The organism is Larkinella knui, assembly GCF_003858645.1.
GTDB lineage: Bacteria > Bacteroidota > Bacteroidia > Cytophagales > Spirosomataceae > Larkinella > Larkinella knui.
In genome coordinates this window covers 565,547-582,755 of sequence record NZ_RQJP01000002.1, presented here as the reverse complement: position 1 = coordinate 582,755, position 17,209 = coordinate 565,547, and the positions used below count along the sequence as shown (strand labels likewise).

Annotated in this window: 10 protein-coding genes; 7 read left to right on the top strand and 3 right to left on the bottom strand. The window is 54.5% G+C overall.

The window, feature by feature from the left end; genetic code table 11:
* Positions 1–41: 41 nt before the first annotated feature.
* The 5 genes from EHT87_RS11250 to EHT87_RS11230 all read left to right on the top strand — a co-directional run bounded on the left by EHT87_RS11250 (position 42) and on the right by EHT87_RS11230 (position 9,273).
* Positions 42–3,824, top strand: coding sequence for a ThuA domain-containing protein (locus EHT87_RS11250; RefSeq protein ID WP_124906724.1), 3,783 nt, complete (start codon positions 42–44; stop codon positions 3,822–3,824).
* A gap of 57 nt (positions 3,825–3,881) precedes the next feature.
* Positions 3,882–4,259, top strand: coding sequence for a hypothetical protein (locus tag EHT87_RS11245; RefSeq protein ID WP_124906723.1), 378 nt, complete (start codon positions 3,882–3,884; stop codon positions 4,257–4,259).
* A 193-nt stretch (positions 4,260–4,452) separates the two neighbouring features.
* Positions 4,453–7,773: a glycosyl hydrolase gene (locus EHT87_RS11240; RefSeq protein ID WP_124906722.1), complete on the top strand. Its 3,321-nt coding sequence runs from the start codon at positions 4,453–4,455 to the stop codon at positions 7,771–7,773.
* A 201-nt stretch (positions 7,774–7,974) separates the two neighbouring features.
* The gene (locus EHT87_RS11235) at positions 7,975–8,634 is read left to right on the top strand and encodes a hypothetical protein (protein WP_124906721.1); all 660 of its coding nucleotides are present in this window, start codon (positions 7,975–7,977) and stop codon (positions 8,632–8,634) included.
* Between the two features lie 231 nt (positions 8,635–8,865).
* Positions 8,866–9,273, top strand: coding sequence for a T9SS type A sorting domain-containing protein (locus EHT87_RS11230; RefSeq protein WP_124906720.1), 408 nt, complete (start codon positions 8,866–8,868; stop codon positions 9,271–9,273).
* Between the two features lie 90 nt (positions 9,274–9,363).
* Here the strand turns inward: EHT87_RS11230 and EHT87_RS11225 are convergent, their stop codons facing one another.
* Together EHT87_RS11225 and EHT87_RS11220 are read right to left on the bottom strand one after the other, a co-directional pair.
* Entirely contained in the window at positions 9,364–12,261 is a 2,898-nt protein-coding gene (locus tag EHT87_RS11225; protein WP_124906719.1) for a M16 family metallopeptidase, read from the bottom strand.
* Between the two features lie 61 nt (positions 12,262–12,322).
* Complete coding sequence (locus EHT87_RS11220; protein WP_124906718.1) at positions 12,323–13,033, bottom strand: SDR family NAD(P)-dependent oxidoreductase; 711 nt, start codon at positions 13,031–13,033, stop codon at positions 12,323–12,325.
* 328 nt (positions 13,034–13,361) lie between these two features.
* Here EHT87_RS11220 and rhaT point away from each other — a divergent pair, with 328 nt between their 5' ends.
* Together rhaT and EHT87_RS11210 are read left to right on the top strand one after the other, a co-directional pair.
* Positions 13,362–14,399, top strand: a complete 1,038-nt coding sequence (gene rhaT, locus EHT87_RS11215) for an L-rhamnose/proton symporter RhaT (RefSeq protein ID WP_124906717.1) — start codon at positions 13,362–13,364, stop codon at positions 14,397–14,399.
* A gap of 6 nt (positions 14,400–14,405) precedes the next feature.
* Positions 14,406–15,647, top strand: coding sequence for an alkaline phosphatase family protein (locus EHT87_RS11210; RefSeq protein WP_124906716.1), 1,242 nt, complete (start codon positions 14,406–14,408; stop codon positions 15,645–15,647).
* 100 nt (positions 15,648–15,747) lie between these two features.
* Here the strand turns inward: EHT87_RS11210 and EHT87_RS11205 are convergent, their stop codons facing one another.
* A complete protein-coding gene (locus EHT87_RS11205) occupies positions 15,748–17,205 on the bottom strand; it encodes a DUF1501 domain-containing protein (RefSeq protein ID WP_124906715.1) in 1,458 nt (485 codons plus the stop codon).
* Positions 17,206–17,209: the final 4 nt, after the last annotated feature.

Here is a 17,209-nt window from a genome sequence, read left to right as displayed (position 1 = left end):
TTAGAGTTTATTATCATTTTTTACTGTTACTAGTCAATTCGATGAAGCCACTTTTCCCGAATTCTCTCCGTTGGTTGTTCGTGTCTGCCGTAGTTGGCCTGGTGGCCACAGGGCTCTGGTCGTATGCGGTGGTCAAAGATCCACCCCGCATTCTGGTGTTTAGCAAAACCGTCCTGTTTCGTCACACCTCCATTGGTGCAGGGCAGAAAGCGCTGGTACTTCTGGGTAAAGAGCGCGGCTTTGCCGTTGATACGACGGAAGATGCGGGTCGGTTCAACGAAGAAAACCTGAAACGCTACCGGGCGGTGGTCTTTCTATGCACCACCGGCGATGTATTGAATTCCCAGCAACAGAACGCTTTCGAACGCTATATCCAGGCTGGCGGAGGCTATTTCGGTATTCACTCTGCGACGGATACCGAATACGACTGGCCCTGGTACAACCAACTGGCCGGCGCCTGGTTTGCCAACCACCCGATGCCGAACAACGTACAGAAGGGAACGTTTGTCGTGGTTGACAAAAATAACCCGGCAACCAGTTTCCTGCCAGAGCGCTGGGAGCGGGAAGATGAATTTTATTCCTTCAAAAACATCAGCCCGGCCCTGCATGTGCTGCTCACCATCGACGAAAAAACCTACCAGGGAGGTACCAACGGCGACAATCACCCGATGGCCTGGTATCAGGAGTTTGACGGAGGCCGATCGTTCTACACGGCGGGTGGCCACACCGAGGCTACGTTTTCAGAACCGCTGTTTTTGCGGCATTTAGGGGCGGGATTACACTACGCCATGGGGGGCGATTCACCAAAACCGTTGGATTACACGAAGGCAAAAACAAAACGGTTGCCCGAAGAAAACCGGTATTCGAAAGTCGTGCTGGGAGAGAAACTCGACGAGCCGATGGAGTTGACCGTGCTGCCCGACAACCGCGTGCTGTTTGTTGAACGCCGGGGAAACGTCAAACTGTACAGCCCCTCGACGGGTAAAATCAACGTCATTGCCCACATTCCGGTAAACAACAAAGTCACCGATAAAGAGGGGAAAGTCGGCGAGGACGAAGGCGGTTTGTTGAGTCTGACGAAAGACCCTGATTTTTCGAAAAATCACTGGATCTACCTCTATTATTCCCCCGAAGGAAAAGAAGCGAAGAATATTCTGGCCCGCTACGAGTTGAAAGGTGATGAACTGGTGATGAGTTCCAAAAAAGTTATCCTGGAAGTAGCCACCCAACGGGAAATCAGCGGTCACGCGGGGGGCTCGCTCGCCTTCGATGCCCACGGAAATTTGTACCTGTCGACGGGCGACAACATCAATCCGCAGCAATCCAATGGGTATAGCCCGGCGGACGAGCGACCCGGTCGGTCGCCCTTCGATGCTCAGATGACCTCGGCCAATACGAACGATCTGCGCGGTAAAATCCTCCGGATTCATCCCGAAGCCGACGGTTCGTATACCATTCCGGAGGGCAACCTCTTTCCGAAAGGAACGCCCAACAGGGAGGCTGCCCGAACCCGCCCTGAAATCTACACGATGGGTCACCGGAACCCCTTCCGCATCTCCATCGATTCAAAAACCGGCTTTCTCTACTGGGGAGACATCGGTCCGGATGCGAGCCAGCCGGGAGAAAAACGGGGCCCAGCAGGGCAGGATGAAATCGGCCAGGCCCGGAAAGCCGGGAATTACGGCTGGCCGTATTTCGTGGGCGATAACAAACCTTATTACAAATATGACTTTGCCACCGGCCAGTCCGGAGAACTGTACGACCCGGCCAAACCGGTTAATAACTCGGTCAACAATACGGGGTTGAAGCAATTGCCACCGGCCCAAAAAGCCTTTATCTGGTACCCTTACGCCGAATCCAGCGAGTTTCCGCTGGTGGGAGCGGGGGGGCGCTCGGCCATGGCTGGACCGGTTTTTTACCGGGATCAATTCAGCCGGGCCAAGCGCCCTTTCCCGGACTATTACGACGGTAAACTCTTTGTTTACGAGTGGATGCGGGGCTGGCTTATGGCCGTTTCGCTGGATAAGGATGGCCATTACGCGTCGATGGAGCGGGTGATGCCCAGCTATAAATTCTCCAATCCGGTGGACATCGAGTTTGGCCCGGAGGGGGATTTATACATGCTGGAATACGGGAGCGGCTGGTTTACCCAGAACGACGATGCCCGGCTGGTGCGCATTGAATACAACGGGGGCAACCGCAAACCGCTTGTTCAGGTCGCCACCTCCAAAAAAGGCGGATCGGTGCCCTTTAAAGCCCGGCTTTCGTCGGCGGGTACGAAAGACTTTGACAACGATGCCCTGACGTACGTCTGGACGGTGAGCGCACGGGCGGGCGGAGCCGTTCGAACCTTCCCGGTTGCTAACCCGACCGTCACCTTCGACAAACCCGGGGTCTACAAAGCCACCCTGACGGTAACCGATGCGAAAGGCGGCAGCAGCAGCCGGTCCGTTGAGATTATGGCGGGTAATGAAGAACCGGTATTGACGTTCGAAACGAAAAATAGCAACCAGACTTTTTTCTTTCCGGGACAACCGTTTGCGTATGAAGTGAAGGTGCAGGATCAGGAAGACGGGAGTCTGGCGAACGGGAAAATTAAACCCGGTGAAGTTGCCGTCACGGTCGATTATTTAGCCGAAGGCTACGACCTGGCTGCCATTGCCCAGGGTCACCGGAGCGCCGATGCGTCGGCGCAGGTGGTCAAGGGGATCAAATTGATGGAGGCTAATGACTGCAAGGCTTGTCATAGTATGGAGAAAAAATCGGTGGGACCGGCCTACCAGCAGGTGGCCCTGAAATACAAGGGCGAAACCGGTGCGGCCGAACGCCTGGCCAAAAAGGTCATTGCCGGAGGCAGCGGGGTTTGGGGTGATGTCGCCATGAGCGCCCACCCCCAATTGGCGCAGGCCGATGCGCAGGAAATGGTGTCCTACATTCTGAGTCTGGCTGAAAAGAAACAGGCCGCTCCATCGCTGCCCGTGAAAGGAAGCTACACCATGACCCTGCCTAAAGACGATAAGGGCGAAGGCCGGTATCTGATTCGGGCGGCCTACCGGGACAAAGGTGGCCCCGGTATTCCTGCGATTACGGCAGAAAAAACGCTGGTCTTGCGCAGTGCGAAAATACCCGCTGGAAAAGCCGATAAGATCGAGGGCGTAATGAAGTACGGGACCGTGATCATTGCGTCGGTGAAAAACGCCAGTATTGGGTTTAGCAGCATCGATTTAACCGGTATTGAGCAGATCAAATTTACCGCTTCAGCCCCCAAATCCCAGTTGAATGCCGCCGGTGGCCATATCGAAGTTCGGCTGGATGACCCAACCGGAAAGCTGGTCGGCGAAACCGCTTTTATTTCTCCGGGTGAAGGGGCCGGTATCACCAGCATGCCCCCGCCGGTGGTTGCGAAGCTGTCGGGCGCAACGGGCGTCCACGATGTGTATCTGGTCTTTAAGAATGATAAAGTCCCGGCTGGTCAGGCCCTGTTTGTTGTCATCGATCTGGAATTCCAAACGAACCAGTCGGTGGAAACGGACTCCAAACCGGCCTCAGCACCACTGTCGTCGGGCCCGGCCCAGGATCTGGAAGCTTTTGCGGGCAAGTACAAAATGTCCGGCCTTCCGTTTGAGTACATCGAAATTATCCCCAAAGAAGGGCGGCTGTCCATGAAGGCGGGTGATAAGGAAGCCGAACTTACGCCCGGTCCGGGAGCTGATGAATTTAAAGGAGGAAATGGTTCCGTGTTCAGGTTTAGTCGTGGTGCCGACAAAAAAGTCACGTCGTTAACCCTTGAGGTTCAGGGTATGTCTTTCAAGGGAGACAAATAAGAAGGCAATTTTACGACGCATTTATATCAAAAAAATCACGTTTAAACATAGCTAATTATGAAAAAAGTAAGCCTGTTTCTGTTTGTTTTTTTCCTGGGCCTTTGCGTCAGGAGCTTTTCGCAAACCGCGACGCCACCTGATTTTTTTGCCGGAAAATGGGAGATTATGATCTTTGGCACGCCCAATGGCGATTCCAAATTGACGGCCGAACTGGTTCGGAAAGACGGCAAACTGACTGGCCAGCTGGTCAACGCGGCTGACTCGACGGCCGGAAAAATTCCGATTACCAGCATCGAAGAAAAAGGCGACAACCTGTCGATGGCTTTTACGGCTCAGGGTTATGATGTTACCATCGATCTGGCGAAAGTTGACGACGACAACCTCAAAGGCCTGTTGATGAACAGCTTTGAGGCAAAGGCTAAACGACTGAAATAGAAAACCGGTTCGTCCGACCCTACTAGTCTCGTGAGCCGGGAAGAGGAGGCATTTCGCCTTCTTCCCGGCTTTGCTTTTTCATTACCGGGCCAGAGTTTGAAGAACAATAAAGTAACAATAAACGCTTGTTGACTTTTCGCTCAGGAGAGCCTGTACAGGTTCCGTTCCTTGCAAACCCAACGACCAATCTCTCATGAAAAAAGTAACCTTTCTGACCTGGCTGCTACCGGTTTTCGCGTTTGCGCAGCCTTCAGCTCTTCAATCGGGCTTTCAGGCTCCTCCCAATTCGGCCAAACCCCGCGTGTGGTGGCACTGGATGAACGGGAACATCACCAAAGAAGGCATTACCAAAGACCTGGAGTGGATGAACCGCGTCGGCATTGGCGGTTTTCAGAACTTTGACGCCAGCTTGTTTACGCCAGCCGTGACGCCCAAAAAGCTGGTGTTCATGACCCCCGAATGGAAAGACGCCTTCAAGCACACCACCGATCTGGCCCAAAAACTCCAGCTTGAAATGGCCATTGCCGGTTCGCCGGGCTGGAGCGTGACGGGTGGCCCGTGGGTACCCGCCAGCGACGGTATGAAAAAATACGTCTGGACGGAAACCCGCGTGCCGGGCGGCCAACCTTTTTCGGGAAAACTTCCCCAGCCGCCAAACACGACGGGTAGCTTTCAGAATGTGCCGCTCGGAGCCGCCATGCTCGGCGGTTCAACGGGCAAACCGCAACTGTATTACGCGGATGCTGCGGTTATTGCCTACCGCCTTCCCGCGGCTGAGAAGTCTCTGGCTGCGTTAAATCCCCAAATTACCTCGAGTGGCGGCACCTTCAGCCTGGCCGATCTGACCGACGGCGACCTGGCAAAAACCACCCTGCTGCCACCGATGGAAGTGGGTCAGGATATGTGGATTCAGTATGCCTTCGACAGCCCCCAGACGGTCAAGGCATTCACCCTGGTGGGCGCCACCAGCGGGGGCGCGTTGGCCGAATTCAGGGGTGCTCCCGACAACCGGATGCTGAAAGTGAGCGACGACGGCGTTAATTTCCGGGACGTCGTGCTGATCCGAGGCAGCACGGTTCCCCAGAACACGATGAGTATTTTGCCCACCACGGCAAAATACTTCCGGGTTACGTTTAAAACCCTGGAACCGCAGGGCAACCCGTTTGCCGCCATGATGGGCGGAAATGCCGCACCGGGCAAACCGGAAGGCGTACCGGTGGCTGAACTGGTCCTGCACAACACCGACCGGGTGGACCTGTTTGAACAAAAAGCCGGTTTTTATCCCTGGAAAGAAAGCACCCACTCGCTGGTAAAAACCGATGCCGACGCCATTCCGATTCAGGACGTGATTGATCTGACCGGCAAAATGTCGGCTGATGGCACGCTGAACTGGACGCCACCAGCCGGTAACTGGGTCGTACTGAGGCTGGGCTATTCGCTGACGGGCCGCAACAACCACCCCGCTTCGCCGGAAGCGACGGGGCTGGAAGTCGACAAACTCGACAAGGTGGCGGTTCGGAAATACATCGATACCTATCTGGATATGTATAAGGACGCCACCGGGGGGCAAATGGGGGCAAAGGGGCTGCAATACATGGTTTTGGATAGCTACGAAGCGGGCCACATGACCTGGACGGGAGCGATGCCGGAGGAGTTTGCCAAACGCCGTGGATACGATCTCAAACCCTGGCTTCCGGTGCTGACGGGCCGGGTGGTGCGGAGCGCCGAAGACAGCGAAAAATTTCTGTGGGATTTCCGGAAGACCATCGGTGAACTGATTGTTGAAAACCACTACGAGGTCATCGGTGATGCGCTGAAAGCCCGCGGCATGAAGCGGTATACCGAGTCGCACGAAGGCGGGCGGATTTACCTGGCCGACGGCATGGATGTGAAACGGAAAGCCGATATTCCGATGTCGGCCATGTGGACGCCAGGCAGTCTGGCCGGTGGGGCCGACGAGGAAGTTCGGAGTGAAGCCGACATTCGGGAAGCGGCTTCGGTGGCGCACATTTACGGGCAGAATCTGGTGGCCGCCGAATCGATGACCTCCGTCGGAAATGCCTTTAGCTGGCATCCGGAGAAACTCAAGCGCACCGCCGATCTGGAAATGGCGTCGGGACTAAACCGGTTCGTGGTGCATACGTCGGTGCACCAGCCGCTGGATGACAGAAAACCCGGCCTTTCGCTCGGCCCTTTCGGACAGTACTTTACCCGGCAGGAAACCTGGGCCGAGCAGGCCAACGCCTGGATGGGCTACCTGGGCCGGAGTTGCTTTCTGCTGCAGCAGGGCAAACCCGTTGTGGATGTGCTGTATTACTACGGGGAAAATAACAACATCACGCAGGTTTTTACCAAGAAACTACCCGCCATCCCGGCCGGTTACGCCTATGATTTTGCCAATTCCACCGTACTCAAAAATGAGTTACGCGTCGAAGGCGGGAAGATGGTAACGTCGGGCGGTCAGTCATACCGGGTGCTGGTGCTGGATTCTACGGCGAAAACGATGACGCTGCCCGTCCTGAAAAAATTAGGTGAACTGGTCAAGGCAGGCATGCACGTGGCCGGAATTAAACCCGAACGCTCGCCCAGCCTGAGTGACCGTCCGGCGGAATTTACCGCACTGGTGAACCAGATCTGGAGCCATCCCAATGTGTCGGCAAAACCGGTGGAAACCGTATTAAAGGAAATGAACATCCCGCAGGATGTGGCCCTGTCGGGTGAAAAAGCCCGGATTCTCTCTGTCCACCGGCAGACACCCGATGCGGATATTTACTGGCTCGACAACCGCAGCGAAAATACGAACGAGGCCACGGTCAGCTTCCGCGTAACGGGTAAGGTGCCGGAACTCTGGGACCCTGAGACGGGTAAAACGGAGAAAGTCTCGTACCAGATCAAAGACGGACGAACGATTGTACCATTGACGTTCGAGTCGTGGCAAGCCTATTTTATCGTTTTCCGAAACAGGGCAACGGTCGCTTCATACACCAAACCCGCCGTAACCGAATCGCCCGTTGCCACCCTGGCGGGGAACTGGAACGTCACCTTCCAGGAAGAGCGGGGCGCTCCCCGGCAAGCCACCTTTACGACGCTTGCATCATTGACGGAAAATGCCGATCCGGGAATCAAATACTTCTCCGGTACGGCCACCTACACCACCACGGTTGACGTGCCAGCGGTGACGAAAAACGCATCCTACATCCTGGATCTGGGCGAGGTCAAAAACATCGCCGAGGTGATTGTCAATGGAAAAAGGGTGGGCACGGTCTGGAAGAAACCCTTCCGCATCGACATTGCGGAGGCACTGAAAACCGGTCGAAACACGGTTCAGGTCAACGTTACAAACCTGTGGGTAAACCGCCTGATCGGTGACGCCCAACCGGGTGTCACCAGCAAGATTACGTTCACCACCATGCCCTTTTACCGGGCCGATTCACCCCTGCTGCCGTCGGGTTTGCTGGGACCGGTTCGCTTGCTGGTCGCGACGCCTGCTGCAACGGCGGGAGCGAAGCGGTAACTTTAGGTGCTGCGTCAGACCCGTTCGTAATCCCCGCTGGTTCAACCGGTATTACGCAGCAACGGCCCTTTCCCGGTTTTTATCGGCCAATGATCGATGAAAACTGGGGAAGGGCCGTTGAATTGAGTCGGAATAAAACTTGTGGCTGTAAGCAACCAGGAGAGTCTTTTTGCCGTAGTGGGTAAAAAATCTCCCGTTCTTATGGCAAAATTACTCCTTCTTCTGGTGTGTTTGGGGCTACAGGTGCAAGCCCAGGTTCAAGTACCGGCGGCCCCGGTTTTGGATACGACGTCCGTCGACCTGATGGTGGCCGATCCCGTTATTTCCTCGCCGGTTCAGCCGCTGTTACCCCATAAAATGCTATTTACCCAACAGGTTTTCTGGGGACCTAAAGGATTGCTCCGGATCATTTCCGTGGCTCCGCTATCGGTTGAAGGGCGAAAGAAAGAACTCAAAGTCCGTCAAATCATGCTGGTGTCCCACCAGGTGACCGGCTATTTGAGTCTGGCCGGTTTTGTGATGCAGGGTATTCTGGCAACTCAATTGAACAAGGCCACCGGTAGTCGGTATGACCACCTCTATGCAGCCCAGCAAACAACGAGAGCCGTGGCCAACATCGCCTATGGAACCACCGCCTTGCTGTCCTTAACGGCTCCACCCAAACTACCGACCGGCGAGCGACGTCTGAGTGGCCGGATGCTTCACGGCTATCTGGCGGTTATTCATCTCACGGGATTTGTGGCCACCAACATTTTGGCGGGGAAAGCCACCCGCAACCCGGACCTCAGACCGTATCATCAGGTCGCGGCCTTTACGACAGCGGCCGCTTTAGCACCTGCCCTGATTGCACTGAAATTCTGAACCAAGCATTCCGGAGGGATTTCTACGGATTGAAAGGTGGTCCTGTTGGCGCGTGTTGTTGGATCGGTGAGAACTTAAGACGGAAACGGGAGATGCGGAATACCGTCGCCAAGGTCACATCGGAACGTTCTCAAAAGTAGCAGGGATTGACTCATTTGTGACAGCCTTTTCGGGCGTTGAAGCCGACCTTTGATTCATTCAAACGGACACAAAAACTAAACTTCATACGCCATGAAAACGCTCTTCAACTCCCTGCTCGTTGCTTCTTTGCTGACCTTCGTTGGCTTCTCGGTTTCCCTGGCCGAAACCACTACGTTCGGCCGACCCAAACCCGTCGTAAAACCGGTTGCTTACCAAAGTAGTCTGTACACCGATGCCAGAGGTATGATCCGGCTGGCCGTCGATAAACAGGCTGGCGGTGCTGTCGAAATCCGGCTGGTCAATACGGCGGGAAAGGAATTCTTCGTTCAACGCGTTGGAAAACACCAGCAAAAAGCCCGCATTCGGTTTGATGTCAGTGGGTTGCCCGACGGAGCCTATCAAGTTGTTTTGACCAACGGCGTAACGACTTTTGCCAGCAATGTGGTGCTCACTACCCAGCAACCCGGTTTTTCAAGTCGATTGATCGCTTTGAAATAAAGAGGTTCAGGTACTTCCGAAACTGTGGGTATGCAAAAAAGCCAATCCGGGATGGATTGGCTTTTTGCAAAACAGGAGCTGCCAAACGATTTATTTTTTCGGCGTTGTCGACGACGCGCCACCCAGGGCGGCTGGCGTCGACGTGCCTTCCGCAGCCGCCGGATTGCCTTCCTTGTCGAGTTCGACCACTTCATACCCCAATCGCTGCAAACCGGGTTTGACGGCCGACTTATTACCGACCACCGTGATGATCATGTTGTTGACCGGCAGGTGTTTTTTAGCGATGGCGTCGATTTCTTTCTTCGTCATCTTTTGCAGAATCTGGCTCTGTTGTTCCACGAAGTTGCCCGGCAGATCGTAGTCGATAATCTGGTTCAGGAAAAGCGCCTTCTGGAACGAGGTTTCGTAGCGCAGCGCATCGCGTTGACCGACCGAACTTTTCAGAAACGCCAGTTCGTCTTCCGTAATACCGGTTTTGCCGTAATTCGTGATTTCCTTGATGAATTCAACCACCGAGCTATCCGTTGCCGCGGCTTTGACACCCGCCGAAGCCGTGAAGGGGCCGGGCGTTTTGGTGCTGCCAAACGCCGACCGCGCACCGTACGTCCAGCCTTTGTCTTCCCGCAGGTTCATGTTGATCCGGCTGTTGAACGCACCGCCGAGGATGTAGTTGGCTAATCCGGCCCGGTAATAGTCCCCCGTTGCGTCGAAAGGCAAATCCGTCAAATAGCCAATCCGGATTTCCGACTGAGCTGCTTTGTCTTTGTCAATCAGGTAAATACGGGTTTTGTCAACCTTTTTGGCTACGGGTGCTTTGGGTAAAGCTACTGGTTTGGCGGCCCACTTTTTCAAGAAATCAAGCTTCGGCAACAGCGCGGCTTTCTCCACATCACCCACGATGACGAGATTCGTGACAGATGGTGAAAAGTTCTGCTGATAAAATGCTTTAACGTCGGCCAGCGTGATGCTTTCAACGGTTTTGACCGTGCCGCTGGTCGGAACCGCCCGGATGTTGTCCGGTCCGTACAGCAACCGGTTGTACGCTTTGTTGGCAATCACGACGGGTTGCGTGCTCTGGTTCGAGATCAGTTCGATCTGTTGTTTTTTCAGCCGGTCAAAGTCTTCCGTGGCAAACTTGGGACGGAACATTTTTTCTTCCACCAGCGCCAGCGTTGCGTCCAGGTTTTTGGTCAGCGACGAAACCGACACCTGAATTTCTTCCGTGCTGGCGTAAATCTGAATGGTGCTTCCCAGTTTTTCCAGTTTGGCGTTGATCTCTTCGTTGCTGAAATTCTGCGTGGCCTCGTTCATCAAAGCCGCCGTAAGCTGCGCAATACCGGCTTTCGACGGATCGTTGGCCGAAAGGGTGTGCCCGCCTTTGACCGAAAACAACAGCGTGACATTCGGCACTTCGTCGTTTTTGGTTCCGATCATTTTCAGACCGTTCGGCAGTTTGTCGGTCCAGAACGGCGGCACTTTCAGGGTCGGGCTGGCCCCGGAAGCCGGTTTTTTGCTGCGGTCGAACGAATCTTTCGCCTTGGCGTACTTCAGTCCCTCGTAGCCGTAATTGGGGGCTTTGTAACCTTCCGTTACCACCGTGTAGTTGTCGGGATGGGCCACCATCTCCTTTTTATCTTTGGGGTAAACCGTCAGAATAACGGCCTTTTTGCCCTTGATATACTGGTTGTAGACCCGCATAATATCCGCTTTCGTGAGCGCCTGATAGCGTTTCAGTTCCGTCGGCAGGTAATTTGGCGAGCCTGTAAAGGTTTGGAAGGAAGCCAGTTGTGAAACCTTACCGGCTACGCTTGATAAATAATTTACGATCTCGGCTTCGCGGGTGGCTTTAAACTGGGCCAGGTCGTCGTCGGTGACGCCCCGGGCTTCAAATTCCGTCAGTGAATTCCGGATGATCGCTTCCGCGCTGTCCAGTCGGACGTTCGGAAAAGGCAAAACCGTAAACGTAAATTCGCCCGCCAGTTCGTTGGCCGGGTGACCGACGTTGGCCTGAACCGCTTTCTCGGTTTTTACCAGATTTTTATAGAAAAGCGAGCTTTTACCACCGCCCAGAATTTGGGCCAGCGCGTCCAGAGGGGCTTCGTCCGGATGAAACCGGGCCACGGTCGGGTACGTAATCCGCAGCATCGGGAAACGGATGTTGTCTTCGTAGGAAACGTAGCGATCTTTGTCCACAACAACCGGCGGAACAATGGTTTTGGTCACTTCCGGCCCTTTCAGAATGCTGCCAAAATATTTTTCGGTCAACTGCACAACCTGCTTGGGATCCACGTCGCCACCGATGGTCAATACCGCGTTGTTCGGGCCGTACCAACGCAGGAAGAAGTTTTTCAAATCGTTGACATTCACCCGGTTCAGGTCTTCAATGTAGCCGATGGTGAGCCAGGAATACGGATGACCGTAAGGGTACAGATTTTTGGCCGTATACTCGTAGGCCAGACCGTAGGGGCGGTTGTCGTAATTCTGACCGCGTTCGTTTTTCACGGTGGCGCGTTGAATTTCAAATTTTTTCTGGGTTACCGCATCCAGCAGAAAGCCCATCCGGTCGGCTTCGAGCCAGAGCGCGCGCTCCAGCTGGTTGCTGGGTACGGTTTCGAAATAATTGGTGCGGTCGCCGTTGGTGGTTCCGTTCAGGGTGCCACCAGCTTCGGTTACGAGCTTAAAGTGCTCATCATCAGCCACGTGGTCGGAACCCTGAAACATCATGTGTTCAAAAAAGTGGGCAAATCCCGACTTGCCGATCTCTTCCCGCGCCGAACCAACGTGATAGGTGACATCGACGTGGACAATGGGATCGGAATGGTCTTCGTGAACGACCAGCGTCAGACCGTTGGGCAGGACGTATTTCTGATACGGAATAATCAGCTCGCCCTCTTTGCGGGTTACTGTTTCAACCAGTTTGGTCTGTGAAAAGGCCAGGTGGGTAAGCATCAGGCCGAGAAGCCCGATGCTATAGCGTAATTTTTTCATTTGTATAGGCTGATGAACTATACAAATTAACTGGAATAAGTGCAGGATTGAAAGCGGTTTATTATTTCAGCGTACTCATTCCCCCATCCACGCCCAGAATCTGGCCCGTAACCCAGCTGGTTTCGTCGGATAACAAAAAAGTGACCATGCTGGCAATGTCTTCCGGCGTTCCGATCCGGCCCAGCGGATGACGCTTCCCGGCCGCTTCGAGCCGGTTGGGAGATACCAGCCCAACCGATTGCGCCAGTGGCGTATTGGTCAGGGAAGGAGCCACCACATTGAACCGGATGCCGTACGTGGCATATTCGGCCGCCAGCGACTTGGCCAAGCCTTCTACCGCCGACTTCGACACACTGACCGAGGAGTGAAGCCCGAATCCGAGTTGGGCCGCTACCGTGCTGAACAGCACCACACTGGCCGATTTGGACTGAATCAGGGCGGGCATAACGGCTTTCAGGATGGCGATGGCCCCCAGCACGTTCAGCGTAAAATCTTCCTGGTAGTTTTCAAGCGTCAACCGGCCAAAGGGAGCCAGCCGGATGGTTCCGGGGGCATACACCACACCGTGCAAGGTGTCGGGCAGGGCACTCAGATCTGCCGCGCCGGGTTGGGTGGCGTCCCACGTCAGGTGCGTGGATTGGATGCCATCGGGTTGTCGCCGGCCGGCCGTAAATACCGTGGCACCTGCTGCCTGAATCTGCTGGGCGACTGCCTGACCGATGCCGGACGATGCGCCGACAATCAGAATATTTTTTCCATCGAATTTGCTCATGCGTAGCAAACACGAAGTTGAGCGTTGTGGTTAAAAAAACGGAAAGATAAGTGGAAAAAGATCGGTGAAGGACCAAAAACAAAATAAGCCCATTAGAAATCTAACGGGCTTATCCTACTAACCTATGATGAAATAGTATTCTACAGCGCGATATTACTGAACCGGCCTGAGCTAACTATACCGTGCTCTCCTGCTCTTTCCTGCTCAGATAAAAATAGTTAACGGGCTGCAACGTTAGACTGGCCGGTTTTTTCGCTTTATGCATTCAGGAGAGAGCAGGAAGGTCTTTCTAAGGAAACTACACAGATTTGTTGAAAAATCACTATACATGGCTGTCATTTGGGGAGTAGTGTTGCACGCACTCGGAGGGTTTGCTTCGGGGAGTTTCTATCTGCCGTATAAAAAAGTACAGGGTTGGGCCTGGGAAAGTTACTGGCTGGTGGGCGGTATTTTCTCCTGGGTGTTTGCCCCGCTGATTTTCGGACTGCTCACGGTGCCGAATTTATTTGACGTTTTGGCCGAAGCACCCACCGAAACCGTATGGTGGTCCTATTTCTGGGGTGTTCTCTGGGGGTTTGGCGGGCTGACCTTCGGTTTGACGATGCGGTATTTGGGCCTGTCGCTGGGCATGGCCGTGGTGCTGGGACTCTGTGCGGTGTTCGGAACGGTGGTGCCGCCCATCTGGCAGGGGCAGTTCGGGACGTTGATGAGCACCCTGTCCGGTCAGGTCATCATTCTGGGCTTGGCCGTCTGCGTGTTGGGCATTTCCATCTGCGGTGTGGCCGGGATGATGAAGGAAAAGTCGATGACGGACGATCAGAAGAAGGAAACCATTATGGAGTTTGACCTGAAAAAAGGCATTCTGGTGGCTATTTTTTCGGGGGTGATGAGCGCCTGTTTTTCCTTTGGCGTTACTGCCGGTCAACCCATTGCCGAACTGGCGCTAAAACACGGTGCCGATCCGCTTTTTGTGAACAACGCGCCCTATGTTTTCATCCTGCTGGGCGGTTTGACGACGAATGCCATCTGGTGTATTTACCTCAATATCAAGAATAAAACGTATACTGATTACCGCAATGTCTCGGCTCCGGCGGTTCGGAATATTATTTTTTGCGCCATGGCCGGCGTAACCTGGTATCTTCAGTTTTTCTTCTACGGCATGGGCGACAGCAAGATGGGCGAATACCGGTTTTCGGGCTGGACGCTGCACATGGCCTTCATCATTGCCTTCAGCAGTTTCTGGGGCCTGTATCTGCACGAGTGGCGGGGAGCCAACCGACCAACCATGCGTACCATCACGCTCGGCATTGCCACCGTGGTGTTTTCGACCGTAGTCGTCGGCATCGGAAACTATCTGGCGGAATAAAACCGCATGAACCGACGAATACTAGCTGTTTTCCTTCTGGCGATCTGTTGCGTCAGAACGCACGAAAGCGTTGGCCAGCCGGACAAACGGAAGGCGCTGTTTGTGATTGTCGACGGCATTCCGGCGGATGTGATCGAGCGTGTGGTAAAACCGAATCTGGATGCGATTGCGAAGGAAGGCGGCTACGTCCGGGCCTATGTCGGTGGCCAGAAAGGGACATACTCGCAGACGCCGACCATTTCGGCGGTGGGCTACAACAGCCTGTTGACGGGCACGTGGGTCAACAAACACAACGTCTGGGACAACGACATCAAGGCCCCGAATTACAACTACTGGACTCTTTTCCGGTTTTTCGAATCGCAGTATCCTCAAAAGAAAACCGCCATTTTCTCGACCTGGCTCGACAACCGCACCAAACTCGTGGGCGAAAACCTTCCGGCTACGGGCCACCTGCGGCTCGATTATTCGTTCGACGGGTTTGAACTGGATACGCTTCATTTTCCGCACGACAAAGACAAGCTCTATATCCATCAAATTGACGAAAAAGTGGTGAACGAAGCCGCTGCCTACATCCGGCACGAAAGCCCGGATTTGTCGTGGGTGTATCTGGAATATACGGACGACATGGGACATCGATACGGTGATCATGAGCGGTTTTACCAGGCTATTCGGATGATGGACGACCAGATGGGGCGGTTGTGGAAGGCCGTTCAATACCGGCAGAAAACGTTCGGCGAAGACTGGCAGGTTTTCATCACCACCGACCACGGCCGGAGCGCCGATACCGGCAAAAACCACGGTGGTCAGTCGGACCGCGAACGCAGCACGTGGATGGTGACGAATGCCAAAAACCTGAATCCATATTTCCGAAAATCCACCCCCGGCATTGTCGATATTATGCCAACCCTGGCGCGGCATCTCCGGATTTCGATTCCGAAAGAACAGGCTTTTGAAATCGATGGCATTCCGCTCACCGGCAAGCTGTCGCTGATCCGGCCAACGGCGAAGAAAGAAGCCGGAACAATCGCCCTGAGCTGGAAAGCCGCCGACTCCGAAGGCTCCGTCAAAATCTGGCTCACAACCACCAACCACTTCGAGGAAGGCCAGCACGACCGGTATTGGCTGATGGACGAGGTGCCGGTGAAGGCCGAAAAAGCCACGATCGACGTGTCGAAACTCCCCACCGGTTTTTACAAAATTGTGCTGGAAGGGCGGTACAATACGTTGAGCCGCTGGATTGTGGAGTAATCCGGCGGAAAAATGGTTAAAACCGTTGGGCAATCGGTCGTTTTTTGCATCGGGTGCCCACGCGTTAACGCGTGGGCTGGTTACTTTTTAAGTACTGACATCACGCCAGAATATCCCGCACCACCTTCCCCGAAACATCCGTTAACCGGTACCGGCGGCCGAGGTGTTTGAAAACCAGCTTCTCGTGATTCAAGCCCAACTGGTGCAAAACCGTGGCCTGAAAATCGTGGACGTGAACGGGGTTGGCGATGCTGTTGTAGCCGAATTCGTCGGTTTCGCCGTAGACCATACCGGGTTTGATACCGCCCCCGGCCATCCAGATCGTGAAGCAGCGCGGGTGGTGGTCGCGGCCGTATTTCTCTTTCGTCAGCTTGCCCTGGCTAAAGCAGGTGCGGCCAAATTCACCGCCCCAGATCACCAGCGTTTCGTCGAGCAAACCGCGTTGTTTGAGGTCGGTCACCAAAGCCGCCGATGCCTGATCCACGTCTTTGGTCTGGCCGGTAATCTCTTCTGGCAAATTGACGTGCTGATCCCAGCCCTGGTGATACAACTGCACAAACCGCACGCCGTTTTCGGACAACTTCCGGGCCAGCAGGCAATTAGCGGCAAAAGTGCCCGGTATCAGGCAGTCCGAGCCGTAGAGCTTGATAATATCGTCCGGTTCTTTCGACAGGTCCGTAATTTCCGGCACGGCGGTTTGCATCCGGTACGCCATTTCGTACTGCTTGATTTTGGCATTGATCTCCGGATCATGCACTTCCTCGTAGGCCAGCTGGTTCAATTCCGCCAGGCGGTCGAGCATTTTCCGCCGTGACTGGCGGCTCATGCCTTCCGGGTCGCGCAGGTACAAGACCGGGTCTTCGCCTTTGCTGAACTGCACGCCCTGGTGAATCGAATCCAGAAAACCGTTCGACCACAGTTTGGAATACACCCCCTGGCTGTTGCCTTTTCCCCGGGAAATCAATACCGTAAAATTGGGCAGGTTTTTGTTTTCATTGCCCAGTCCGTAGCTGAGCCACGAACCCATGCTCGGGCGATTGCCCTGCTGGGCACCGGTCTGAAAAAACGTGATGGCCGGGTCGTGGTTGATAGCTTCGGTGTACATGGATTTCACAATGCACAGATCATCCACAATTTTGGCCATGTGCGGAAACAGATCGCTCACCCACGCCCGCGACTGCCCGTACTGGCTGAAATCGACGAACGATCCGGCCAGGGGCAGGGACGTCTGGGTGGCGGTAAAACCGGTGAGTCGCTGTCCACCGCGCACCGACGGCGGGAGGTCTTTGCCAAACAGCTCCCGTAACTTGGGTTTGTAGTCGAATGTTTCGAGTTGAGAAGGTGCCCCATTCTGAAACAAATAAATGACCCGCTTGGCTTTCGGGGCAAAATGCGGTGTTCCGGGAATGAAATCAGGGTCGTCGGAATCGCTGCGTTTGCCGAACAGGTCCGGTATCAGCAGCGAACCCAGCGCAGCGCTCCCGAGTCCCAAACTCAGCTTCGAAAAAAACCGACGCCGGTTGAAGGTCATTAAATGGTCCAGCATTTCTTTTTCCATGACG